Raw genomic sequence first — 23,250 nt, 5'->3', positions numbered from 1 at the left:
GGAGGTATTTAGTTAAACTGTTCTAAAAAGCGAATATCGTTATCGTAGAAGGTACGGATGTCATCAATACCGTGGCGCAAGATAGCGATCCTTTCCACGCCCATACCCCAGGCAAAGCCCGTGTATTTTTCAGGATCAACACCGGCATGTTTGAAGACGTTTGGATCTACCATGCCTGAACCGAGGATCTCAAGCCATTTACCGTCTTTTTCAGAGCCCCACCAGACATCCATTTCAAGGCTTGGTTCTGTAAAGGGGAAGAAGCCGGGGCGCAATCGATATTTCACATCAGAACCAAACATAAGTTTGGCAAAAGTGATCAGAGTTTCTTTAAGATCGGCTACACTCACGTTTTCATCCACGTATAAGGCTTCCACCTGGTGGAAGAGGAAATAGGATTTTGGTGAAACGGCTTCATTCCGGTAAACACGTCCCGGCATGATAGCACGGATCGGAGGCTTGGTGTTTTCCATCAAACGGATCTGAACCGGAGAGGTGTGAGTTCTAAGCACCAGGTCCTGCATGTTGGGATCATCACTCTTTCGGATGAAAAAGGTATCCTGCTCATCCCGTGCCGGGTGATTCGGAGGAAAATTCAGGGCTGTAAAGTTATGAAAATCATCTTCGATCTCAGGTCCGTCAGCAATGGTAAACCCGAGTCGGTAAAAGATCGATTTCATTTCCTCAAGGGTTTGAGTCAATGGATGCAAAGATCCCAGAGGGTAGGATGGAGGGGTAAGGGTAATATCATCCCTTGCGCTCAGGTCTTTACTTTGATCCTGCTCAAGTGAAAGCTTGGCGTCCTCAAATTTGGTTTCAGCCAGATTTTTAGCCTGATTCATGGCCTTGCCGACTTCAGCACGGTCTTCCTTAGGTACCTTGCCCATATTCTTGAACATGGATTGTACCCGGCCGTTACGTGATAAGAATTCGAGGCGGTAGGCTTCAAGCTGATCTTCATCAGTAATTTCAAACTGCTGAATATCCTGTTCTAATACTTTTATGTCATCAAGCATGTGATGATTTTTGTGGTGGTTAGTTAGGTGAATAAGTGAATAAGGAAATAAGTAAACAGGACGAAAACCTTATGTACTTATTTCCTTATTGACCAATGGCCAAAAATAAAAAAACCGGTAAACCTTATGAAAAAGATCTACCGGTTTATATCATAAATTATGCAATTAAGCAGTGGCTTCCTTTACAATAGCAGCAAACGTGTCTGCATCGTGTACGGCTAGATCAGCAAGTACCTTACGGTTGATCTGCATATCCTTCTGCTTCATCGCGTGGATGAGCTTGGAATAGGTAGTACCGTTTAGTCGAGCTGCCGCATTGATGCGGGTAATCCATAATCGACGGAAATTACGTTTACGATTCTTCCTATCGCGATATTGATACAGAAGACCTTTCTCTACTGCATTCTTCGCAATGGTGTAAACGTTTTTACGCTTGCCCCAGTAACCTTTCGCTTGATTTAAAATCTTCTTGCGACGGCGACGGGAAGCCACAAGGTTTAATGAACGTGGCATTTTGTCGTTAGTTTAATGATTAAAATTTATAAGGGATCTGCTTTTTGATAGACTTTTCATCGGCCTTATCAACCAATGTAGCCTTACCAAGCTGTCTCTTAGTTTTACTACTTTTCTTAGTCAAAATGTGACGCTTAAAAGCTTTCTTACGCTTAATTTTACCGGATCCGGTAACCTTAAACCGCTTTTTAGCTCCACTGTTACTTTTCATTTTTGGCATGGAAATCCACCAACTTTTGTGAAAATTTAAAGACTTATAAAATAGGGAGATTTAAAGCCCTACGCAATGAAGGAATTAACTTTTCGAGGGGGTTAGCATCATGATCATTCTGCGGCCTTCCATATTGGGCTTAGATTCGATCTTACCCACATCAGATAGGTCTTTAGCAAGCTGCAGAAGCAATAATTCGCCTTTTTCGGTATAGAGCATATCACGGCCCCGGAACTGTACAGTGGCTTTTACCTTGTCACCGCCTTCCAGAAATTCGCGTGCGTGGCGAGTTTTAAATTCAAGATCATGATCATCCGTATTGGGACGGAAGCGAAGCTCTTTAACAGAAACAGTGTGTTGTTTCTTCTTGGCTTCTTTCTCTTTTTTCTTTTTCTCGTACATGTATTTACCGAAGTCGATCACCTTGCAAACCGGAGGTTTGGCTTTGGGTGCAACTTCAACTAAATCCAGATTGTACGATTCAGCTATTTTTATGGCGCGATCCACCGTAGTGATCTCGTGCTCTTCATCCGGTTTGATAACTCGAACCTGGGATGCATTGATTTCGTCGTTAATTCGGGGACGATCCTCATTTTGTGGTCGTCTCTGAAAGTTTCTTCTTGCGATAGTAACCTCGTTGTTTTGTTAGTCTTTAGGTAAAGCTTTTGTGTTAATTTCTTCTTTAATGTCTGAAAGAAAATCAGAAAAATTGAAAGTTCCAATATCTCCGCGCTTGTGGCGGCGCACTGAAACCGTGTTATCCTCAACTTCCTTCGCACCAACTATTAACATATATGGTGTCTTGCTCGTTTCAGCATCTCGGATCTTTCCTCCGATCTGCTCACTGCGTTCATCTACTGAAACTCTTACCCCAATATTCAGTAGCGCAGTTTCAAGTTCTTTGGCGTAAGGGATCTGATCATCCGAAATAGGGAGGATCTTAACCTGCTCAGGTGATAACCACAGTGGGAAATCGCCGGCAAAGTGTTCGATCAAAATACTGGTGAACCGTTCCATGGATCCAAATGGAGCCCGGTGAATAATGACCGGACGGTGTTTTTCATTGTCTGAACCGACGTAGGTCAGGTCAAACCGTTCAGGCATTACATAATCGACCTGCACCGTACCAAGCTGCCATTTTCGCCCGATGGCATCACGTATAATGAAATCGATCTTGGGTCCGTAAAAGCTGGCTTCTCCGGGAGCAATGGTATAATCCAGCCCCATTTCATCGGCGGCTTCACGGATCTCGGTCTGTGCCCGATCCCAGTATTCGGTATTTCCGCCATATTTCTTGTCATTGTCATCACGGTAAGAAAGTCGGATATCGACCGGCATACCAAAAGTGTTGAAAACCAACTGAGTCAGCTCAATAGTGTTCTTGATCTCCTGCTTAAGCTGATCATGTGTGCAGTAAATATGCGCATCATCCTGAGTAAAACCACGTACGCGAGACAGTCCACTCAACTCACCGGATTGTTCATACCGGTAAACGGAGCCGAACTCAGCCAGTCTGAGTGGCAAGTCACGGTAACTTCTCATTTCATTGGAGTAGATCCTGTGGTGATGAGGGCAGTTCATAGGCTTCAGCATGTATTCCTCATCATCCACCTCCATAGGGTTAAACTGTGAGTCTTTATAATAAGGGTAATGCCCTGAAGTCTTATATAACTCAATATTTGCTATGTGAGGAGTGATTACCTCTTTATATCCGCGTTTCTTCTGTTCGTCTCTTAGAAAAGCTTCAAGCGTTCTTCTTAAAATTGTTCCGTTAGGTAACCACATTGGCAGGCCACTGCCCACCATGTTATCGATCATGTAAATACCCAGCTCTTTTCCGAGCTTACGATGGTCTCTTTTTTTAGCTTCTTCAATACGGTGTAGGTGTTCATCCAGCATCTTTTGCTTTGGAAAACTTATCCCGTAAATACGGGTCAGCTGTTTGCTGTCAGAATCCCCGCGCCAGTAGGCACCGGCCAGGCTGGTGAGTTTCACCGCTTTTACATCACCGGTGGATGGGATATGAGGTCCACGGCAAAGATCTGTGAACTCTCCCTGTTCATAAAAGGTGATGGTGCCATCTTCAAGATCCTGGATCAGGTCAACTTTATACTCGTTGCCTCTTTCTTTATAGAAGGAGAGGGCTTCCTCTTTGCTCACTTCCCTGCGCTCGAATTCAGATTTCTTGCGAGCCATTTCAATGAATTTCTTCTCGATCTTAGGCAGGTCTTCTTGTGTGATCTGTTTATCCCCAAAATCAATATCGTAATAAAAACCACTTTCGATGGGGGGACCAATACCGAATTTGGCTTCCGGGTATAATTCCTGAATGGCTTCAGCCAGAAGGTGTGCCGAAGAATGCCAGAAAGTGTATTTGCCATCCTCACTGTCCCAAGTATTGATAGTGATGTTGGCATCTTCAGTAATAGGGCGGTCAAGGTCAATGATCTCTCCATTCACGGTAACACTGAGTGCGGCACGAGCCAGGCCCGCTGCAATCGATTGTGCTACTTCCAAACCTGTGACACCTGATGAATATTCTCGTTCGCTTCCGTCCGGTAAAGTTAAAGTAATTTGTTGGTCAGCCATTCAATATTTAATTCTCAAAATTCTTAATGCCTGTAAGATAAAAAAAATGGAATGCACACACAGCCTTATTCCTGAGATATTTTTAAATCAAATGTAATTGGAATTACTAAATGATAAATGGCATATTCGTTCGGCTCGTAACTAAGATATGGTAGTACTGAAACTTCATGATTTTTAACTCCGATGTAAGTTTCTTTGACGCACAACCCATGTTCATCTGCGAACAGGTTTCGTTAAAGATCTTGGATGTAAACAAAGCAGCAACTGATCTTTTAGGTTTCTCTAAAAAATATCTGGTTGGAAAAAAGATACATAAGATAGCTTCTAAAGCGGATGTAGCTGGACTATCGCTGAGTGCCAACGCTCAGAAAAAGTTGGGTTCAAACGACATCTGGCGAATTGAATGTGAGAGCGGAGAGGTGAAATTCTTTCAGCTTTCAGCTCATATGATCAACTACACCGGGGTGCCTTCAAAACTGGTGATAGCACACAACGTGACCAATGTTGTGACCAAAAAGATCCTGAAGGGTAAATTGCTTTCCAGTCAGATCAGCTTCAATAATTTTCCCCTGGCCGAGATCGAATGGAGCCGGGATATGAGCATCACCCGCTGGTCTAAAAAGGCTGAGGAATTGTTTGGATATTCCTCGGAAGAAGCTTTGAATGAAAAGTCCATGATCGAACGGTTCATCCATAAAGATGACCTGGAGTTCGTAAAGCATCAGATCGATAAAACGTTGGAGGAAGGGGCAAAAGAGTTCAAGGTGATCAACAGAAATGTTACCAAGAACGGCAAAGTTGTTTATTGTGAATGGTATAATTCGCTGCTCTTCGATAATGATGGAAATTTAGTATCGGTGTACTCATTGACGCATGATGTGACTGACAGGGAGGAAGCCCTGCTGGAGACCAAGCGGGGTATGATGAGCTATGAAGATCTGTTCAATTCTATCAGTGACGCCATTTACCTGTTAAATAAAGATGCTCACATAATTGAGGTGAATGAAGGCCTTGAGCGTACCTTTGGCTACAAACGCAGTGAAGTTGTAGGAAAACACTATCAGATCCTGACCGCACCCGGTAAATATGATGCAGATCGTTTTATTGAGATCAAAAAGAATGCTGAAGCAGGCTTTACCGAAAAATTCGAGGGCTGGGGCAAGAAGAAAAGCGGCGAAGTATTTCCTACTGAGTTCCAGGTTAGCACCGGAAATTATTTTGGTGAAGAGGTGCTTATCATCATTGAAAGTGACGTCACTGAACGGAAGAGATCAGAAGAAGAACTCAAGCAAAGGGAGGGCTTATTAAGCAAGCTCTTCAATTCAAGTCCGATCGGTATCGCATTGCTGAATGAACACCGTGAAGTCGAGATGGTAAATGATGGATTTGAGCAGTTGTTCGGATATCGTGAAGCCGAACTCAAAGGACTTGAATTGGATAAAATGATCGTGCCGGAGAACGAGCATGAACTGGCTATTCAGTTAAGTGAGAGCGAGAAAGTAAAACAGGTGGTTCAAAAAAGGATCCGGAAAGATGGCACGATCATCGATGTGATCATTTATGTTGTGCCGGTGGTTGTCGAGCGAAAGATCGTAGGAATTTACGGTCTGTATGTTGACATCACCGACCGGATCGAGGCTGAGAATAAGATCTATGAGTCGCTGCGTGAAAAGGAAATGCTGCTGGCAGAGATCCATCATCGTGTGAAGAATAATCTGGCTGTGATCACCGGTTTGCTTGAGCTTCAAACCTATTCAGCTGAGAATGATTCAGCCCGCCGGATCCTTAGAGAAAGTCAGATGCGAGTTAATTCTATTGCCCTGGTGCATGAAAAGCTATACAAGAGTGAGGATTTTTCTGAAGTGGATCTCAGCCAGTATTTTGAAGAATTGAGTGAGGTGATCTATCAAACCCTCTGTCATAAAGACAAGCAAATTGATATAACACTTGATGTGGAAGATGTGAAACTCCCTATCATACAGGCTATTCCGTGTGGATTGATCCTGAATGAGATCCTTACCAATAGCATGAAACACGCGTTTGAAGGTATTTACGAGGGTCAGATACGGATCAAGCTAAGAAAAGAAAACTCACGCATCTTTTTTGAAATGTGTGATAATGGAGTGGGCATGCCTGAAGAACAGGAAGTTGATATTGAAAACTCAATGGGGATGACACTGATCAAGACCTTATCCAAACAGCTGGGGGCTACCTACGAACTTGATACAAGTCATGGAACCTGCTACCGGTTTACCTTCGAAAAGAAAGAAAACGAAAAATTTGATGGACCGGAAAAAGCTAAATTGATTAAAGCAGTAGAATCGGTCTGAGAAAAGATAGGGAGCTAAAAAATGTGCGTCCTACTGGATTCGAACCAGTGACCTCTGCAATGTCAATGCAACGCTCTAACCAACTGAGCTAAGGACGCATTTCTTAAAATAAAGAGCCTCAAATATAGGCACCTTTTCGGGAGTATTACAACGAAAGTTTTTGAGTTTTTAATAGTGGAGCCAGATTCGGTTCATCGCAGATCGGTCTATCGGTTAATCGTAAATCAGTTATTGAACTGCGAACCAACGATGGACCGAAAGACCGATTCACCGATTTATATTCTGGTGTAGCTTTTTTCTGGAAGTCTGAACGCTTTTTACAAAAATTGAGATCAGTTCATTGCTTTCTTTTAAACCTTCCAATAGGTATTGATCAGTTGTGTATAACTTTGAGTGGTGAATAATTCTTAGACATACAAAAGATTCCCTTAGCTCTTTTAGGATGACTTGTAACTTGTGTATAAAATCTTTTAGAGATTCAGCACTTCTTGCTTCCCCATAATTTAAAGCAGGTGATGTTCCGCTTCTTACTAGTTGTCCAGATAGATGATTGCCAGCCTTAGTTGAAGGAATATCATCAAGAATTTTTATGATGAGAACAGAAAATTTGATCAATCTGTTTTCCAGGTCTACTTTATTCATACTCGTTTGTTAGTTATGATCTGAAATGTTAGAGCAGTTTCAAAAGCATTCCTTACAAAGAAAAATCGGTCCATTGCAGCTCGGTCTATCGGTTAATCGTAAATCAGTTATTGAACTGCGAACCAACGATGGACCGAAAGACCGAATCACCGATTTGGAGGTTGGAATAGATTGTAATGCAATTACCGCTCCAACGCAGAGCGTATGGAGCGAGGGCAAAAGGGGGTAAGCGCCAAGTCTCTTTGTACTACTTTCTGCGACCATCCGCCTGATCTGCTTTATTCGCGTTCTATTCCTTAGGTAAATAATGAATTCATCACGGATATAAGGGATAGTCGAAAATCGGTCGTTCGGTGAATCGTTGATCAAAAAGAACTGAACTGCGTATCATCGATGGATCGAATCTCTGTAATTATTAGAGAGAGCTAAAATTTTACGGCAGGCTACACAATTGTTTAAACAAACCCGTATCTTTGGCGCTCATTAAGACTAGTTATTTGGCATGATAAAACGCAGACAAGTTAGAGAAACTGTTCTCAAAGCAATTTACGCTTACCAGCTGAGCAAAGATACGACTCAGCATATAGTGGATACGCTCATTAAAAAAGAAGAATTTGCAAAAGACAAGGAGCTGCGTAGGTTCGCCGAGAAACTCTTTTTCAGAACCCTGGAGCATGAAGAGGAGCTCGACGAAGTCATAGTAGAACATATTAAAAACTGGGATATCCAAAGATTAGCTCTCATAGACCGGCTAATACTTAAAATGGCTATTTGTGAGCTGTTGTATTTTGAGGAGATCCCAACCAAAGTTAGCATAAACGAAGCCATTGAGATCTCCAAACGATACTCAACGGCAAAATCGGGTCGCTTTATTAACGGAATTTTGGATGCAGCGTTGACCGACCTTAATGAATCAGGACGTATTAATAAAAAAGGACGAGGACTGATTCAAAAAACGTTGGGTTCACAGTAAATGCAAAAAGACAAAAAGATAATTGTGATCGGGGATATTCACGGTTGTGCCAAAACCAGTGAAGCACTTCTGGAAAAACTCGAATCCGAGTTCGGAAACCATGTGTTCTATGTGTTTCTGGGAGACTATACCGATCGTGGTTCCAATTCAAAAAAAGTGGTAGATCAGCTGCTGGAATTCGATCAGTATCACGATTGTATATTTCTGAGAGGGAATCATGATCAAATGCTGCTGGATGCCTATGAAAACAACGAGTGGGATCTTTGGTTGAGTAATGGAGGGGATACGACCCTGAAGGATTACGATTCAACTCCGGATCAATTTGATTTACCTAAAGCCCACTATGATTTCTTTAATGACACACAGATCTACTGGGAAACAGAAGATTATTTCTTTGTGCATGCAGGCATTTCACCGGATATGACCATTCAGGAAAACCTGGATAGTGAGTTTGAAAGAGAACAATTTTTGTGGCAGAGAGATCATATCTACTCGACCAGAAACCTTTGGGAGAAAACGGTGGTGTTTGGCCATACACCGGTCAAAGAACCCATAATCAAAGATAATATGATCGGAATTGATACCGGTTGTGTGTACGATCGCCCCGGATTTGGTAAGCTGACCGCGATCTTACTTCCAGATCAAAAGATATTTCAACAATATAGTTTAGACGTTTAAAACAGAGTTAATTCATGAGTTTAAGATGTGGAATTGTTGGCTTGCCCAACGTTGGTAAATCAACCCTATTTAATGCCCTGAGTAATGCAGGCGCTGAATCTGCTAACTTTCCTTTTTGCACCATCGATCCCAATGTGGGCATGGTACCGGTGCCGGATGAAAGGCTTCATAAATTGGCAGAACTGGCGGAATCCCAGAATGTGTTACCGGCCAGCATTGAGTTTGTGGATATTGCCGGATTGGTAAAAGGCGCCTCAGAAGGTAAAGGCAAGGGGAATGCGTTCTTATCTCATATTCGTGAAGTGGATCTGATCCTGCACGTGGTGCGTTGTTTTGATGACGATGATATCATTCATGTTGAGGGCAGTGTGGATCCGGAAAGGGACATTGCCATCATTGAGGAAGAGCTGATCCTTAAAGACCTTGATAGCGTTGAAAAGAGAGTGGAAAAACTCAAGAAAGAAGCCAAAAGCGGCGACAGAAAGATCGTAGCACAATTGGAAGTGGTTCAGCGACTGGCGGATCATTTAGGAGAAGGAAATTCAGCTCGAACTTTTGAAGTCTCTAAGGAAGAAAGAGAGGCTTACAAAGATCTGTTTTTGCTTTCTGCCAAGCAGGTGCTATATGCCTGTAATGTGGGAGAATCTGATCTGGAATCAGGTAATGAGTATGTAAATACCGTCAAAAAGATCGCTTCTAAACACGATGACGAAGTTGTGATGTTCTGTGCGAAGATAGAAGCTGAGATCGCAGAACTGGATGAAGACGAGAAAGAAATGTTTCTGGAAGAACTGGGGGTTGAAAGTGCCGGTCTGGACAGACTTATAAAAGCCGCTTTCAGGGAACTTGGATTGATCACCTATTTCACGGCCGGACCTAAAGAAGCTCGCGCCTGGACCATTAAGGAAGGTACCAAAGCCCCGCAGGCAGCCGGTGTTATTCATACTGATTTTGAGAAAGGATTTATCCGGGCCGAGACCATTGCCTTTTCAGATTATGAAGAACTGGGGTCAGAGAAAGCTGCCCGAGATGCCGGAAAAATGCGTCAGGAAGGAAAGGATTACGTGGTGAAAGACGGGGATGTGCTGCTGTTCAGGTTCAATGTTTAAATATACCAGAAGAGGCGTATCACAATACGCCCTTACTGACTTATTTTAAACCCATTAGATAATTTCTCGCGTAATTTTTCTTTTGTGTCTTCATCACAAAACGCTGCATCAATGGCGTAATGGTTGACCTTCAGGAACTGCTCCTTTTGCCAGTCAAAGTGTTTGTTTAGCTTTTCGTATTCCTCGGTAAGGTTCACGTTTGAGATGGCTCGTCCGTCTGTATTCACACTCAATGAGTTTCCATTATTGTAAATATCATTGATGCGGTGGTGAGCAACTGCATCGTAAATACCGGTTTGAACATTACTGGTAGGGCATACTTCAAGATGGATATTCTTTTCTTTCAGATCGTTCAGTAAAGCACGATCCTCGATACTTCTGACCCCATGACCAATGCGCGAAGGATGGAAATGTTGCATTGTTTCCTTGACACTTTCAGGTCCACGAGCCTCACCGGCGTGCGCTGTACATGGTATATGGTGCTTCCGGGCGTACTCAAAGGCTTTGACGTGGTTATCGATGGGAAGGGTTTCATCGGCAGCAATATCAAATCCGGTCACATTGGTACCCTTGAATTGTTCAACCAGTTTAACCGTTTGAAGGCTTTGCTCTTCCGAAAAATGTCGCAGGGTGCACAGGATTATACGGGCTTCAACCCCTGATTTTTTAATGCCTTTTGACGTAGTCTGATCTACAATATCTACGACCTCTTCAGGTGAAAGTCCTTGTTCAAGATGCTGAAGAGGAGCAAACCGTATCTCAGCATAGATCACATGATCCTCTTTTAGTTGCTGAAAGAGATCAAGGGTTACGGCTTCGAGCTGTTCTGCGGTTTGCATAATGGCAATGGGAGCCGCCGCGCATTTAAGGTACTCTTCCAGGCTGGCACAATTCTCAGGAGCGATGAAATCCCGTTCATAATCTTCCTGTGTTGTTTCAGGACGTAGTTTTCTTACAACCTCAAAGCTCAAGGAGCAATCAAGATGGAGGTGCAATTCAATTTTCGGGAGTTCTTGGATGTTCATATAAATTTATTTCGAAACTCCGTAGGGGTATTTCATGAATTACCCCTGCGGAGTTTGATCAAGTTCGAATCTTCATTCGTAATTCGGGTCAAAAAAAATTAGTTTCCTGTAGAAAATTAAGGCTCTAAACTTAACCAAATTCATGTCGAAAAAACTGCTTTATTTACTGGATGGTATGGCGCTTGCCTACCGGGCACACTTTGCATTTATCAACAGCCGCCTAAAGAATTCTGAGGGAATCCCAACCGGACCGGTGTTGGGGTTTGCCAATACGCTTCAAAAGATGCTGGACGAGAAAGAACCCACCCATATTGCGGTTGCCTGGGATACGCATGCGCCGACCTTCCGCCATGAGAAAGATGAGGAATATAAAGCTCACCGTCCGCCACAACCGGAGGAACTGAAGATCGGGATCCCACTCATTAAGGAAATGGTGGAAGCCTGGGGAATTCAAAATCTGGAACAGGACGGTTATGAAGCCGATGATATCATTGGGACCATAGCTAACGGAGCCAATGCGGATGATGTAGACGTGATGATGGTGACACCGGATAAGGATTTCATGCAGCTGGTGCATGATCACATCCACATGATGAAGCCGGATAACAACAACGGTGGATTTGATATCATCGACCGGGAAGGGGTGAAGGATTATTTTGGGGTGTATCCTGAGCAAGTAATCGATGTGTTGGCAATGATCGGAGACTCTGCCGATAATATTCCCGGGGTGCCCGGAATTGGAAAAAAGGGGGCTCCTAAACTCATCAAAAAATACGGTTCGCTTGAGGCGGCCATTGAAGATGCCCCAAATATCAAAGGAAAACGTGCGCGTGAGGGATTGACTGAATTTGGAGATCAGGCACTTCATGCTAAGGAAATGGTCACGATCAAGACCGATGTGCCGGATACCGTGGAATGGGAAGAGCTTGAATGGACAGGCCCCGATAAGAAACAATTGGGACTTTTCTTCAAGCGCATGGAATTCCGGACTCTGACTAAAAAATACCTGGGCGAAGAAGGTCCGGTTGCCAACAAGGAAGGAGATCAGGTAGACCTGTTCGGTTCCTTTAAAGAAGAAGCCCCCAAGCAGGAACTGGATGAGGAAAAGGTGAATTACGTTTTGCTCGACACCATCGATAAGGTGAAGGGATTAGTGGATGAATATAAAGATGAGGAACACTTTTGTTTTGATACAGAGACGGACAGTGCTGATCCGGTAACAGCTTCTATGGTTGGCATATCGCTGACAGCGACACCGGGTACGGCTTACTACATTCCGGTGAATGTTGAGGGAGGTTTAGATGAGAATGAGGTTGCTGAGGCACTGAGACCTTTGTTTGAAAATGATCACATTCTGAAGATCGCCCATAATTACAAATTTGACTTCATGATCCTTAAACGAGCCGGTTTGGAGGTGAAGGGCAATGCATTTGACACCATGATAGCTGCTTATTTGATCGATGCGAATCAGCGTCTCAAGATGGATGAGTTATCGAAAAGCTTGTTGAATTATAAGCCGGTTCCCATCGAGGATCTGATCGGGAAAGGGAAGAAGCAGAAGTCGATGGCAGATCTGAAGGTTGAGGATGTCTATCTCTATGCCTGCGAGGATGCCGATATCACTCTAAGATTGTATGAGATCCTGAATGAACGACTCAAAAATGATGAACTGCTGGAGATCGCTTATAAAGTTGATTTCCCGCTGATGGAAGTCCTGGCTGATATGGAATTGAAGGGCATCAGGCTGGATACTGAGATGCTTAATACTTTTTCTGATGAATTAGAGAAGGATCTGAAAGAGCTTGAAGAGCAGATCTATGACAAGGCAGGAGAGGAGTTCAATATTAATTCCCCTCAACAACTGGGCACTATCTTGTTCGATAAAATGGGCCTGCCTGCCGGCAAAAAGACCAAAACCGGACAATACTCTACGGCGGAATCTGTGCTTACAAATCTCGCTCCAAAATATGAGATGCCGAGCCTGATTCTGGATTACCGACAGCTGACTAAATTAAAATCCACCTATGTGGATGCCCTTCCGGATCTGGTGGTTGAGGAAACCGGACGCGTACATACTGAATTTAATCAAAGTGTGGCTGCTACGGGGCGACTCAGTTCCTCGAATCCCAACCTTCAGAATATCCCGATAAGAACTAAAAGAGGTCGCGAGATCAGGAAGGCCTTTGTAGCTGAAGATGGTTTTAGGCTAATGTCAGCTGACTACTCACAGGTTGAATTACGGGTTATTGCTCATATCTCGGAAGATAAAGCCATGATCGAAGCCTTTAAAAATGATGAGGATATACATGCCAGAACAGCCAAAGAGGTTTTCGATCTGGAGTCGCTGGATGACGTGACCCCTGATCAGCGAAGAAAGGCTAAGGAAGTGAATTTTGGCATTCCTTATGGTGTGAGTGCTTACGGACTCGCATCACGTTTGGGCATTGAAAACGATGAAGGGAAGCAGATGATCGATCAATATTTTGAGCGGTTTCCAAATATCCTGAAGTACATCAACGACACTAAAGAATTTGCACGCGAGCGTGGCTACGTTAAAACAATGCTGGGTCGCCGCAGGTACATCCCGGACATAAAAGCGAGCAACTGGAATGTGCGCGGGTTTGCGGAGCGTACGGCCATTAACATGCCCATTCAGGGAACGGCTGCTGATATCATCAAACTGGCTATGATCGAGATCCATCACTGGCTGATCGAAAACGATAAAAAAAGCCGCATGCTGCTACAGGTGCATGATGAACTCATTTTCGAGATCCACGAAAGTGAGATGGATGAAGTACCGGATAAGATCACAGAGATTATGGAACATGCTGTGGAGTTGGATGTTCCCCTTAAAGTGGAAGCAGGTATTGCTGATAACTGGCTGGAAGCGCATTAATAGTGAACAGTGAGCAGTGAGCAGTGAGCAGTGAGCAGTGAGCAGTGAGCAGTGTTTGCCTCAGGGTTTCCATCATTCCGTTTTCAACTTACTGACCTTTAGGTTTTGATAGGAGAAGACGAGGTGATGGAGAGGGATCTTGGTGATTAATCTACCTGGAAAAAGTAGGATGCAATTTCTGGATCCATTCATCACCGGCTCGTTTTGAAGCTTCGTTGTTTTTCCTAATTAAGCTGAGCCGAAGGGTGGATGACTGTTGGTCTCGTTCTGCAGCGGAACGCATGGTGGTGGCTCTACTGCTTGTTTTCAGTAAGGTGAGGCAGAGCCTCCACAAGGCATTCCGGAGCAGAGCACCGGAACGAGTATGAATATGACCATAAGACAAATTCTCCCTTGCTTAGACGCTCTGCGCCTGCCTAGTCGGCAGACAGGTCGGAGCGGAAAGGGGTTATGTAACAACAATGCCGTACTTATCCAATAAACCCGGAAGTCCCTGCAGCGAAAATTTGGCACCCTCAATAGTATTCATCTCCGGATCAATGGAGTAATTATAGGAGGTAGAGAGATCCGCCTTTTGCAATGATGTAGCAGAAAAAGTGGCCTTGGTAAGGTCGCAGTTTTCGAAGTGTGTTTCCTTTAGATCAGCTTGAGTGAAATCAACCTCTTGTAAACTGCAGTCAATGAAGGTAGCGTTGTGCAACTTGACCCCGAAAATAGAGGAAAGATTCAGATTACAGGAATGAAATTCGGCAGAGAATGAGAAATCATTACAGGTATCAAACTGCAGTCCGATCAACTTGCACTCACTGAACACGCAATCTCTGATCGCAGTACCATAAAGTTTTGCCATAGAGAGATCGCATCCTTCAAATCTGCACTCAATGAAAGACGACTCTGAAAGCTCGGATTTTGGGAATTGGCAGTTAACAAATCGGCAGAGCTCGTAATCACCGGTCTCAAATGGATCTTTGGAAAAATCGATACCGGTGTAGGTTTCTTCGAAAAAGTAGGGTTTATTCATTCGAACATAATTTTATGAGCAAGAATATACGCATGGAATTTGTTGGAGGTAAATAGATATGGGCAGGTAAATTATTGGGCTAGTGACTCCATCATTCCGTTTCCAATGATTCGAGCTTTAGGTTTTAGTAGGAGAGAAACGGGGTGATGGAAGGGATCTTGGTGAATTATTTATCTGGAAGAAGTTAGGGTGCAATGACTGGATCCATCCATCACCCGGCTTGTTTTGAAGCTTCGTTGGTTTACCTAATTAAACTGAGCCGAATGATGGATAAGTGTTGGTTTCGTTCCTCCGTTTTGCTGCAGTATGTATGGTGGAGGCTCTACTTCTTGTTTTCAGTATGGTGAGGCAGAGCCTCGATAGGGCATTCCGGAGCAGAGCACCGTAACGAGTATGAAAATCATAATAAAAATTTCTCCATCGCTCAGACGCACTGCGCCTGCCTTTGTCAGCAGACAGGTCGGAGCGGATTGATATGAATGTTATACCAGTGACCATCCGCCGGATCGGTGTCATCCGCGTTCCATTGCATTGGAACATTTAGGCAGCGATCTGATGTTACACCCACATGAAAATAAACAAAGACTACGACGCTATTATCATCGGCTCGGGTATGGGCGGAATGAGTACCGGAGCCATGCTCGCTAAGGATGGATATAAGGTTCTGATCCTGGAAAAAGCGCATGCTCCCGGGGGGGGTTCATCCTCATATTTCAGGAGGGGACATGTATTTGAATCCGGAGCCACCACGCTCATTGGATTTGATAAACATCAGCCGTTATGGAAGCTGGAACAGGAAACCGGCATTGAAATTCCTCGTGAGGAGATCACTCCAAGTATGGCTGTATGGATCGACGGGGAGAAGATCACCCGCTACAAGAACAGAGAGCAGTGGATTCAGGAATGTACTCGTATATTCGGAAATGAGAGTGCACAAAAAGCCTTCTGGACTGAGGCATTCAAAGTAGCAGACCTGGTGTGGAAGGTATCCCTGAATAACCCAATCTTTCCCCCTTTGAAATTTAGTGAATGGGGATACTTAGCCATTAATAACAGTCCTTTGGATGTATGGGTGTTAAAATATGCTCTAAGATCGGTTCACTCTGTAATGAAGAAGTTTGGAGTGGATACCCCGAAATTCAAACGATTTGTGGACGAACAATTGATGATCACCGCTCAGGCTAAGTCAGAGGAGACATCATTTTTATTTGGAGCGGCCGGAACCACCTATACCAATTATTCCAATTATTATGTGCCGGGCGGATTACTTGAGATGATCAATACCATTCGGTCTTTTATTCAGGAGAGAGGCGGTGCTCTACATACCAAGGAAGGGGTTGAGCAGATCAAAAAAAATGATTAGGGATTCAAGGTACATACCAAAAATAAACGCAACGAATCTTTCACTTATCAGGCTCCGATCGTAGTATCAAACATCCCGGTCTGGAACATGCAGGATATTACAGAAGGCGAGATGAAAGCGTATTTCAAGTCTGAAGCTAAAGATTTTAATAAGGCCTGGGGCGCTATCACTTTAGGTATAGCCACAGATGATGTGTATCCGGCCGACCTGCCGTTGCATAATCAGATCCATTTGAAAAATGGAGAAACCGTGCCTTACACTAACTCCGATTCCATTTTTGTTTCGATGTCTAAACCCGGAGACAGTCGGCGAACCAAAGCAGGAATGAGAACCTTGAATGTTTCAACGCATGCCTCGCCTGAGTACTGGTATTCACTGAATGGCGATTATGACACAGCCAAACAACAGGTTCAGGGTTTTATCGTTGACACTCTTCGGAGTAAGCTCCCCGGGTTTTCCCGCGCACAAATTGACGTCATACATACGGCCACTCCGGTAACCTGGGAAAACTGGGTGTACCGAAAAAAGGGCAGAGTAGGGGGGATTCCTCAGAGTATGGCACGAAGCTTGCTCAAGTGGACACCTAACGAAACTCCGTTCAAAGGTTTGTATCTTTGCGGAGATACGACCTTTCCCGGACAAGGAATTCCGGGCGTAACTTTGAGTGGGATCAACGTATATTCTCGCATCAAAAAGAATCATCATTAAAGCAGATATTTTTGGATAATTTTTCACCTAATACCCGATTTACTTTATTTCCCCCGGTTATAAAAAATTTATTGATCATCAACGGTTTAGCGTTTCTGCTGACCAAGCAGGTGTTTGGAGCCGGCTGGACACCCATTGGAGCTGAGATAGCCCCATACCTTGTACTGAATCCACTGGGGGAGGGATTTATGCCCTGGCAGCTGGTTACATACATGTTCCTGCATGCCGATCTCACACATATTTTCTTTAACCTATTCGCACTCTGGATCTTTGGTCAGGCCATAGAAAACCTGTGGGGTTCCAAGCGGTTTTTACTTTACTATATGCTCACAGGTATTGGAGCCGCTGTGATCCATATGTTCCTGGGCGGTTATTTTACTTACACCCTTGGGGCATCAGGTGCAGTATTTGGCATTCTTTTAGCGTTCGGGATGATGTTTCCGGATCGCTATATTATGCTGCTGATACCCCCGATCCCGATCAAAGCCAAGTATTTTGTGATGATCTATGGAGCCTTTGAGTTATTCAGCGGTATTGCTCAGCCAAACAGTGGCATTGCTCACTTTGCTCACCTGGGTGGCCTGGTGGTTGGATATGCGCTGATCAAACTCTGGGGTTTAAAGAAACCTGATTACTATGGATAGAGGACGAGGTTCTTTCAATTTTGGTGGTGGCGGAAACATGCGCAACCAGATGCCCTTCGATTCATTTTGGGGAGGGATCAAATACGGATTCATGCGGATGCCGGTGGCTATTCGTACCATCATTCTGGCCAATGTCATTGTATTTATACTTCAGATATTTGGAGGGCAGACCTTCAATACCTGGCTGGTAAACAATCTTGGTTTTGATCCAGCTTTTCCAACATTCCTGACCCAGCCCTGGCGTCTCTTAACCTATATGTTTCTTCATGGGGGCTTCCTGCATATTCTGTTCAATATGTTATGGCTCTGGTGGATGGGGAGAGCTGTGGAAGAAACCGTGGGTCCTCGTACATTTACGGTGATCTATTTTGGAGCCGGAATTTTGGGTGCCTTACTTGATGCCGCTCTGGCCCTGGCATTTGGAAATGCGTTGGTAATAGGAGCTTCGGGTGCTGTTACCGGTATGCTGGTGGCCTTTGCCATGCTTTATCCCAAAGCCCCGATCATGCTGTTCCTATTTCCGCCGATCGAAGCCCGGTATTTTGTGGCAGGGTGGATCGCTATCGACATTTTATTTGTGGGAGCCGGAGATGGAATTGCCCGACTCGTTCATATTGGAGGTGCTTTAGGAGGCTATCTTTTGATGAAAGCTCATCAAAACGGAACCGACCTGAGCATGATCATTCGGTATTTTGAATACTTGTTTGGAAAGGTGAAACCAAAGGGCTCCGGTAAGGGGAGTAAGAGCCGAAATAAGAACATGCATATTGTTCAGGATGCGGAGATCGTGGAAGAAGTGGATCAAACTGAACTGGATGCCATTCTTGAGAAGATCTCCAAAAAAGGATACGATGCCCTTTCTAAAGAAGAGAAGAAGAAATTGTTTGAACTGAGTAAAAAAGACCAATAATGGCAGAGATCAAGAGGCGAAAATCTATTCAGGTGATGGTTGGGAATGTGCCGGTAGGTGGCGCAGCCCCGATCGCGGTTCAGTCCATGACCAATACCGATACTGCAGATATTGATGATACCGCCGATCAGATCGAACATCTATATCGGGCAGGTTCAGAGCTGGTTCGTATCACGGTAAATAATGATGAAGCTGCCAAAGCGGTTCCTCATATCAAAGAGAAACTGTTGAACCGGGGCATCACGGTTCCGGTGATCGGTGATTTTCATTACAATGGACATAAACTACTGACCAAATACCCTGATATGGCAGAGGCACTGGCCAAGTTCAGGATCAATCCCGGTAATACCGGAACAAAGACCCGTGATGAGAATTTTGCCACTATTGTGGAGCAGGCCATCAAGTACGACAAACCGGTAAGGATCGGGGTGAACTGGGGGTCTTTGGATCAACAGTTACTGGCACAGAAAATGGACGCCAATAATGACTTAAAGAAGCCAAAATCGGCCAAGGAAGTCATGCTGGATACCATGGTTGAAAGTGCCAAACGGTCCTCTAAACTGGCTGAAGAGGTTGGACTGGCTTCCAATAAGATCATCATCAGCTGTAAGATGTCGGGTGTGCAGGATGTGGTAACGGTCTATGAACGCATTGCGGAGGAAGTTGACTACCCATTGCACGTTGGACTTACGGAAGCAGGCATGGGGATGAAAGGAATGGTGGCGAGTGCGTCAGCCCTGGCGGTGATCCTGCAGCAAGGAATAGGTGACACCATTCGGGTTTCGCTGACTCCAGAACCGGGAGCAGATCGTGCCCTGGAAGTACAGGTAGCTCAACAAATTTTACAGTCACTTAAAATTCGAAGCTTTATCCCACAAGTTACAGCCTGTCCGGGGTGTGGAAGAACCAAAAGCACCTATTTTCAGGAACTGGCTCAGGACATACAGGAATACATAGTGGAATCCATGCCGATATGGAGAAAGGCATATCCCGGGGTAGAGGAGATGGATGTTGCCGTGATGGGGTGTGTGGTTAACGGACCGGGAGAATCGCGCAATGCCAATATCGGGATCTCATTGCCCGGAACCTTCGAGGAACCCAAAGCCCCGGTTTACATAGATGGTGAGCACGCTACCACTCTCAAGGGAGACAATATTGGGGAAGAATTCAGAACCATTCTAAATAATTACATCAAGGACACCTACGGTTCCAAGGTTTAAAGAAAATAAAAGAAAGATTATGTAAGCCCTTACATAATTTATTTGCTTACAGCAGTTTAAACTAAATTTAGTTTGTGAAAGAGAACCGTACCCCTTCAATATATTAAGTGATACTCTATTCAGATTAAGGATATTAGTTACAATAAAACAGGTACTTAAGCCAAAGTAGTATCAAAATCTAATATCTGGGTTAGATTTAAGGTTGTTATGAATGTGTTAAATCTCGCTTGAAAAAATGTAAGCGCTTACATACCTTAAATGAGAAATAACTTTAACACTTCAGCCAATTAAAAAACCAACATTGGAGATTTAACATGAGAAACACAGCGATACCGATTATGGGATCTACTGTCGATTGGTTTAGCTTCAGCACTTTAAAGATGCTTGCAGTTATACCGTTGATGGTTGGGTTACTATTCTCGGAGATTGGAAACACGGAAGCCATGGCACAAGACAGAACTACCATTACCGGTACTGTTATTGATGGCGAAACCGGAGAAACCCTTCCGGGTGTAAATATTTTAGTTGTAGGGACCACCATTGGTACCACAACAGATTTTGACGGAAATTATGAGCTGGCAGTTCCGAGTTTACAGGATACGCTGGCTTTTTCATTTTTAGGTTTTCAGCGTCAGCTGATCCCTATAAATGGCCGAACAGAAATTAATGTACAGTTAAGATCTCAAACCATTTCCGGAGAGGAGTTGGTTGTAATTGGTTACGGTACACAGCAGCAAGGCGATAATACCGGTTCGGTTAATTCGATCAGCACTTCAGATTTTAACCAGGGTAACATTACGTCCCCTCAGGAGTTGTTCCAGGGTAAAGCAGCCGGTGTAAGCGTTACATCCGGTGACGGTGCTCCGGGTAGTGGTGCAACGATCCGAATTCGTGGTGGTTCTTCTCTTTCTGCGAGTAATGACCCGCTGTTTGTAGTTGATGGTGTGCCATTGGATGGTACAGGTGTTTCCGGTATGAGAAACCCACTGAATACCATTAACCCTAATGATATTGAATCGATCAACATTCTTAAGGATGCATCGGCAACAGCTATTTATGGTTCTCGTGCCTCAAACGGTGTGATCATCATTAACACAAAGAAAGCGCGAGCCGGGCAACAATTGGATGTCAATTACAGTACACGCCTATCTTACCAGACCAACCAGAAACGAGTTGACATGCTGGATGCCGATCAATTTCGGGATGTGATCACCAATGAATTGGGTGGAAATGCACCTCAGTTGCTGGGTGATTCCAATACAGACTGGCAGGACCAGATCTACCGAAATGCTTTTGGGCAGGATCATAATCTGAATGTGACCGGTTCTTACCAAAATATCCCTTACCGTGTTTCAGTAGGTTTTTCTGGTAACGAGGGGATCCTTAGAACCGACCGGAATGATCGCCTTACCGGTGCCATTTCCTTGAACCCAACCTTCCTCAATGATGATCTGAAGGTAAACCTGAATCTGAAAGGAATGCAGGTCAAAAATCAGTTTGGAAATCAGGCTGCGATCGGAAATGCGGTTGTTTTTGACCCAACACAACCTGTAAAAGTAGATGGTAATTATCAATGTGATGGTGAGACTGCTGATTTTGGAGGTTATTATGTTTGGAGGGATGCAAATGGCTGCCCAAACCCGCTTTCTCCTGATAACCCAATAGCATTGTTGGAGCAAAGAGACGATGAGTCTACCGTTTATCGTACCATTGGTAATTTGGAATTGAATTATGCACTTCCATTTGTTTCAGGACTGAATGCCACCTTAAACGTGGGTGCTGATTATTCCGATGTGGCCAACGGTGAAGTTGTTGTTACCGATGAAGCTTCTTTTGAATACACAGGTAATCCTGAAACCTCAGGGCTGCGAGTAGATTATGACCAGTTGAAGAAGAATGAATTGATCGATTTTTATCTCAACTACGATAAAGAAGTAGCGGACTGGCAAAGCAGCTTTGATTTGATAGCCGGTTATTCCTGGGAGCATCACTATGCGGAGGGATCTAGTTATTCGACCAATTATGATCGTTCTGATGAAGCAAACCTGGATGTAAGAAATGACACGGATTATAAAACAGAGAATTACATTGTGTCTTTCTTTGGTCGCCTGAACTACGCTTTCAAAGACAGATATTTGGTTACGGCTACTCTTCGACAGGATGGTACTTCCAGATTTTCTGAAGATAACCGCTGGGGATTATTCCCTTCTGCAGCCGTAGCATGGAAGATTCATGAAGAGTCTTTCATGAGCGGAGCTGAAGCTATTACCGAGTTGAAATTACGTTTAGGTTATGGGGTAACCGGACAACAAAATATTGGACAAGGTGATTATCCTTATCTGCCGGTTTACACCTATAGTGAACCTAATGCAAGGTACCAGTTCGGCAATGAATTTGTAACAACACTCAGACCTGAAGGATATAACCCAGATCTGAAGTGGGAAGAAACCACTACTTATAACATAGGATTGGATTACAGCCTCTTCAACGACCGAATATTTGGTAAGGTCGAAGGGTATATCAGAGAAACCAATGACCTCTTGAATGTAGTTCCGGTAGCAGCCGGCTCAAACTTCACCAACCGGCTACTTTCTAATGTAGGTACCCTTGAAGTGCGTGGAGTTGAAGTTGAAGTTACCGGCCGTTTGATCTCTACCCAGGATACTTACTGGGAAGTGGGTGTAAACGTATCCAAGAACTCTGACGAGATCACACAGCTTACTACCGTTGATAATCCGGATTATATCGGTGTTGAGACCGGTGGAATTTCAGGAGGGGTAGGTAACACGATACAGTTACACAGTGTTGGATTCCCCAGAAGTTCCTTCTTCGTGTTTGAACAAGTTTATGATGCGAATGGAACCCCGATCGAAGGTCTTTATGTAGACCGAAACGGCGACGGTGTGATCAACGAATCCGATAAATATCGCTATGAAAGTCCTTCTGCCGATTATGAATTTGGTTTCAATTCTAGAGTTGAATACAAGAACTGGGATGCTTCTATAGCAGGGCACGCTAGCCTGGGTAATTATGTATATAACAACGTGAATTCAAGCAATGCTTTCTACAACGATATGCAGTATGAAGGCTATTTGAGAAATGCTCCTGAATCTGTATTGGAAACCAACTTCAACACTGCTCAGTTTTTCTCTGATCACTATGTTGAAAATGCTTCCTTCCTGAGACTGGATAACATAAATCTTGGATACACGTTCAATGATCCTTTTAGTGTTCTCAACAGCCTCAGAGTATCAGCCACAGTGCAAAACGTATTTGTGATCACTAACTACAGTGGATTAGACCCCGAAGTGTTCGGTGGTATTGACAACAACATTTATCCCCGGCCACGTACCTTCGTTCTGGGTTTAAATCTGAATTTCTAATTGAAACTATTTAATAACC

The 23,250-nt window shown here is 44.0% G+C and carries 19 protein-coding genes and 1 tRNA gene; 11 read left to right on the top strand and 9 right to left on the bottom strand.

Annotation, left to right across the window (positions count from 1 at the left end):
• Positions 1-8: 8 nt before the first annotated feature.
• The 5 genes from pheS to thrS form a co-directional block, all read right to left on the bottom strand.
• Positions 9-1,016 carry a phenylalanine--tRNA ligase subunit alpha gene (pheS, locus tag C3B73_RS00705; protein ID WP_103663708.1) on the bottom strand — a complete coding sequence of 336 codons (1,008 nt, stop codon included), beginning with the start codon at positions 1,014-1,016 and terminating at the stop codon, positions 9-11.
• Positions 1,017-1,181: 165 nt separating this feature from the next.
• Positions 1,182-1,529 carry a 50S ribosomal protein L20 gene (rplT, locus tag C3B73_RS00700; protein WP_103663707.1) on the bottom strand — a complete coding sequence of 116 codons (348 nt, stop codon included), beginning with the start codon at positions 1,527-1,529 and terminating at the stop codon, positions 1,182-1,184.
• Positions 1,530-1,548: 19 nt separating this feature from the next.
• Positions 1,549-1,749 carry a 50S ribosomal protein L35 gene (gene rpmI / locus C3B73_RS00695; protein WP_103663706.1) on the bottom strand — a complete coding sequence of 67 codons (201 nt, stop codon included), beginning with the start codon at positions 1,747-1,749 and terminating at the stop codon, positions 1,549-1,551.
• Between the two features lie 75 nt (positions 1,750-1,824).
• Entirely contained in the window at positions 1,825-2,367 is a 543-nt protein-coding gene (gene infC, locus C3B73_RS00690; protein WP_103663705.1) for a translation initiation factor IF-3, read from the bottom strand.
• Between the two features lie 18 nt (positions 2,368-2,385).
• A complete protein-coding gene (thrS, locus tag C3B73_RS00685) occupies positions 2,386-4,329 on the bottom strand; it encodes a threonine--tRNA ligase (protein ID WP_103663704.1) in 1,944 nt (647 codons plus the stop codon).
• A 167-nt stretch (positions 4,330-4,496) separates the two neighbouring features.
• On the opposite strand from thrS, the gene C3B73_RS00680 reads away from it, so the two are divergent.
• Entirely contained in the window at positions 4,497-6,659 is a 2,163-nt protein-coding gene (locus C3B73_RS00680) for a PAS domain S-box protein (RefSeq protein WP_103663703.1), read from the top strand.
• 24 nt (positions 6,660-6,683) lie between these two features.
• On the opposite strand, the gene C3B73_RS00675 is transcribed toward C3B73_RS00680, so the two are convergent.
• Both C3B73_RS00675 and C3B73_RS00670 read right to left on the bottom strand, forming a co-directional pair.
• A tRNA-Val gene (locus tag C3B73_RS00675) sits at positions 6,684-6,757 on the bottom strand.
• Positions 6,758-6,926: 169 nt separating this feature from the next.
• Complete coding sequence (locus tag C3B73_RS00670; RefSeq protein ID WP_103663702.1) at positions 6,927-7,301, bottom strand: four helix bundle protein; 375 nt, start codon at positions 7,299-7,301, stop codon at positions 6,927-6,929.
• Positions 7,302-7,803: 502 nt separating this feature from the next.
• Between C3B73_RS00670 and nusB the strand changes: the two genes are divergently transcribed.
• From nusB to ychF, 3 genes are read left to right on the top strand one after another with little or no spacing between them, the layout of a single operon-like run.
• Positions 7,804-8,274 carry a transcription antitermination factor NusB gene (nusB, locus tag C3B73_RS00660; RefSeq protein WP_103663700.1) on the top strand — a complete coding sequence of 157 codons (471 nt, stop codon included), beginning with the start codon at positions 7,804-7,806 and terminating at the stop codon, positions 8,272-8,274.
• Positions 8,275-8,952: a metallophosphoesterase family protein gene (locus C3B73_RS00655; RefSeq protein WP_103663699.1), complete on the top strand. Its 678-nt coding sequence runs from the start codon at positions 8,275-8,277 to the stop codon at positions 8,950-8,952.
• 14 nt (positions 8,953-8,966) lie between these two features.
• Positions 8,967-10,061: a redox-regulated ATPase YchF gene (ychF, locus tag C3B73_RS00650; RefSeq protein WP_103663698.1), complete on the top strand. Its 1,095-nt coding sequence runs from the start codon at positions 8,967-8,969 to the stop codon at positions 10,059-10,061.
• Between the two features lie 32 nt (positions 10,062-10,093).
• On the opposite strand, the gene add is transcribed toward ychF, so the two are convergent.
• The gene (gene add / locus C3B73_RS00645) at positions 10,094-11,086 is read right to left on the bottom strand and encodes an adenosine deaminase (protein ID WP_103663697.1); all 993 of its coding nucleotides are present in this window, start codon (positions 11,084-11,086) and stop codon (positions 10,094-10,096) included.
• A 142-nt stretch (positions 11,087-11,228) separates the two neighbouring features.
• Here add and polA point away from each other — a divergent pair, with 142 nt between their 5' ends.
• Positions 11,229-13,982 carry a DNA polymerase I gene (gene polA / locus C3B73_RS00640; RefSeq protein WP_103663696.1) on the top strand — a complete coding sequence of 918 codons (2,754 nt, stop codon included), beginning with the start codon at positions 11,229-11,231 and terminating at the stop codon, positions 13,980-13,982.
• 448 nt (positions 13,983-14,430) lie between these two features.
• Here polA and C3B73_RS00635 read toward each other — a convergent pair whose 3' ends face one another.
• The gene (locus C3B73_RS00635; protein ID WP_103663695.1) at positions 14,431-15,003 is read right to left on the bottom strand and encodes a pentapeptide repeat-containing protein; all 573 of its coding nucleotides are present in this window, start codon (positions 15,001-15,003) and stop codon (positions 14,431-14,433) included.
• A gap of 568 nt (positions 15,004-15,571) precedes the next feature.
• Between C3B73_RS00635 and C3B73_RS14040 the strand changes: the two genes are divergently transcribed.
• From C3B73_RS14040 to C3B73_RS00610, 6 genes are all read left to right on the top strand, one after another.
• Positions 15,572-16,366, top strand: coding sequence for a phytoene desaturase family protein (locus C3B73_RS14040; RefSeq protein WP_232802894.1), 795 nt, complete (start codon positions 15,572-15,574; stop codon positions 16,364-16,366).
• 87 nt (positions 16,367-16,453) lie between these two features.
• Positions 16,454-17,074 (top strand): phytoene desaturase family protein, encoded by a 621-nt coding sequence (locus C3B73_RS14035; protein ID WP_232802884.1) that lies wholly within the window; start codon positions 16,454-16,456, stop codon positions 17,072-17,074.
• Between the two features lie 11 nt (positions 17,075-17,085).
• Complete coding sequence (locus C3B73_RS00625; protein ID WP_198597245.1) at positions 17,086-17,718, top strand: rhomboid family intramembrane serine protease; 633 nt, start codon at positions 17,086-17,088, stop codon at positions 17,716-17,718.
• The gene (locus C3B73_RS00620) at positions 17,711-18,628 is read left to right on the top strand and encodes a rhomboid family intramembrane serine protease (RefSeq protein ID WP_232802881.1); all 918 of its coding nucleotides are present in this window, start codon (positions 17,711-17,713) and stop codon (positions 18,626-18,628) included. Before C3B73_RS00625 ends, C3B73_RS00620 begins: the two co-directional genes overlap by 8 nt.
• Positions 18,628-19,848, top strand: a complete 1,221-nt coding sequence (ispG, locus tag C3B73_RS00615) for a flavodoxin-dependent (E)-4-hydroxy-3-methylbut-2-enyl-diphosphate synthase (protein WP_103663694.1) — start codon at positions 18,628-18,630, stop codon at positions 19,846-19,848. The genes C3B73_RS00620 and ispG overlap by 1 nt, the downstream gene beginning before the upstream one ends.
• A gap of 338 nt (positions 19,849-20,186) precedes the next feature.
• Positions 20,187-23,231, top strand: coding sequence for a SusC/RagA family TonB-linked outer membrane protein (locus C3B73_RS00610; protein WP_198597244.1), 3,045 nt, complete (start codon positions 20,187-20,189; stop codon positions 23,229-23,231).
• Positions 23,232-23,250 lie beyond the last annotated feature (19 nt).

Source organism: Gracilimonas amylolytica (genome assembly GCF_002911695.1).
Lineage (GTDB): Bacteria > Bacteroidota > Rhodothermia > Balneolales > Balneolaceae > Gracilimonas > Gracilimonas amylolytica.
This window is presented reverse-complemented; position numbering and strand designations above follow the sequence as displayed.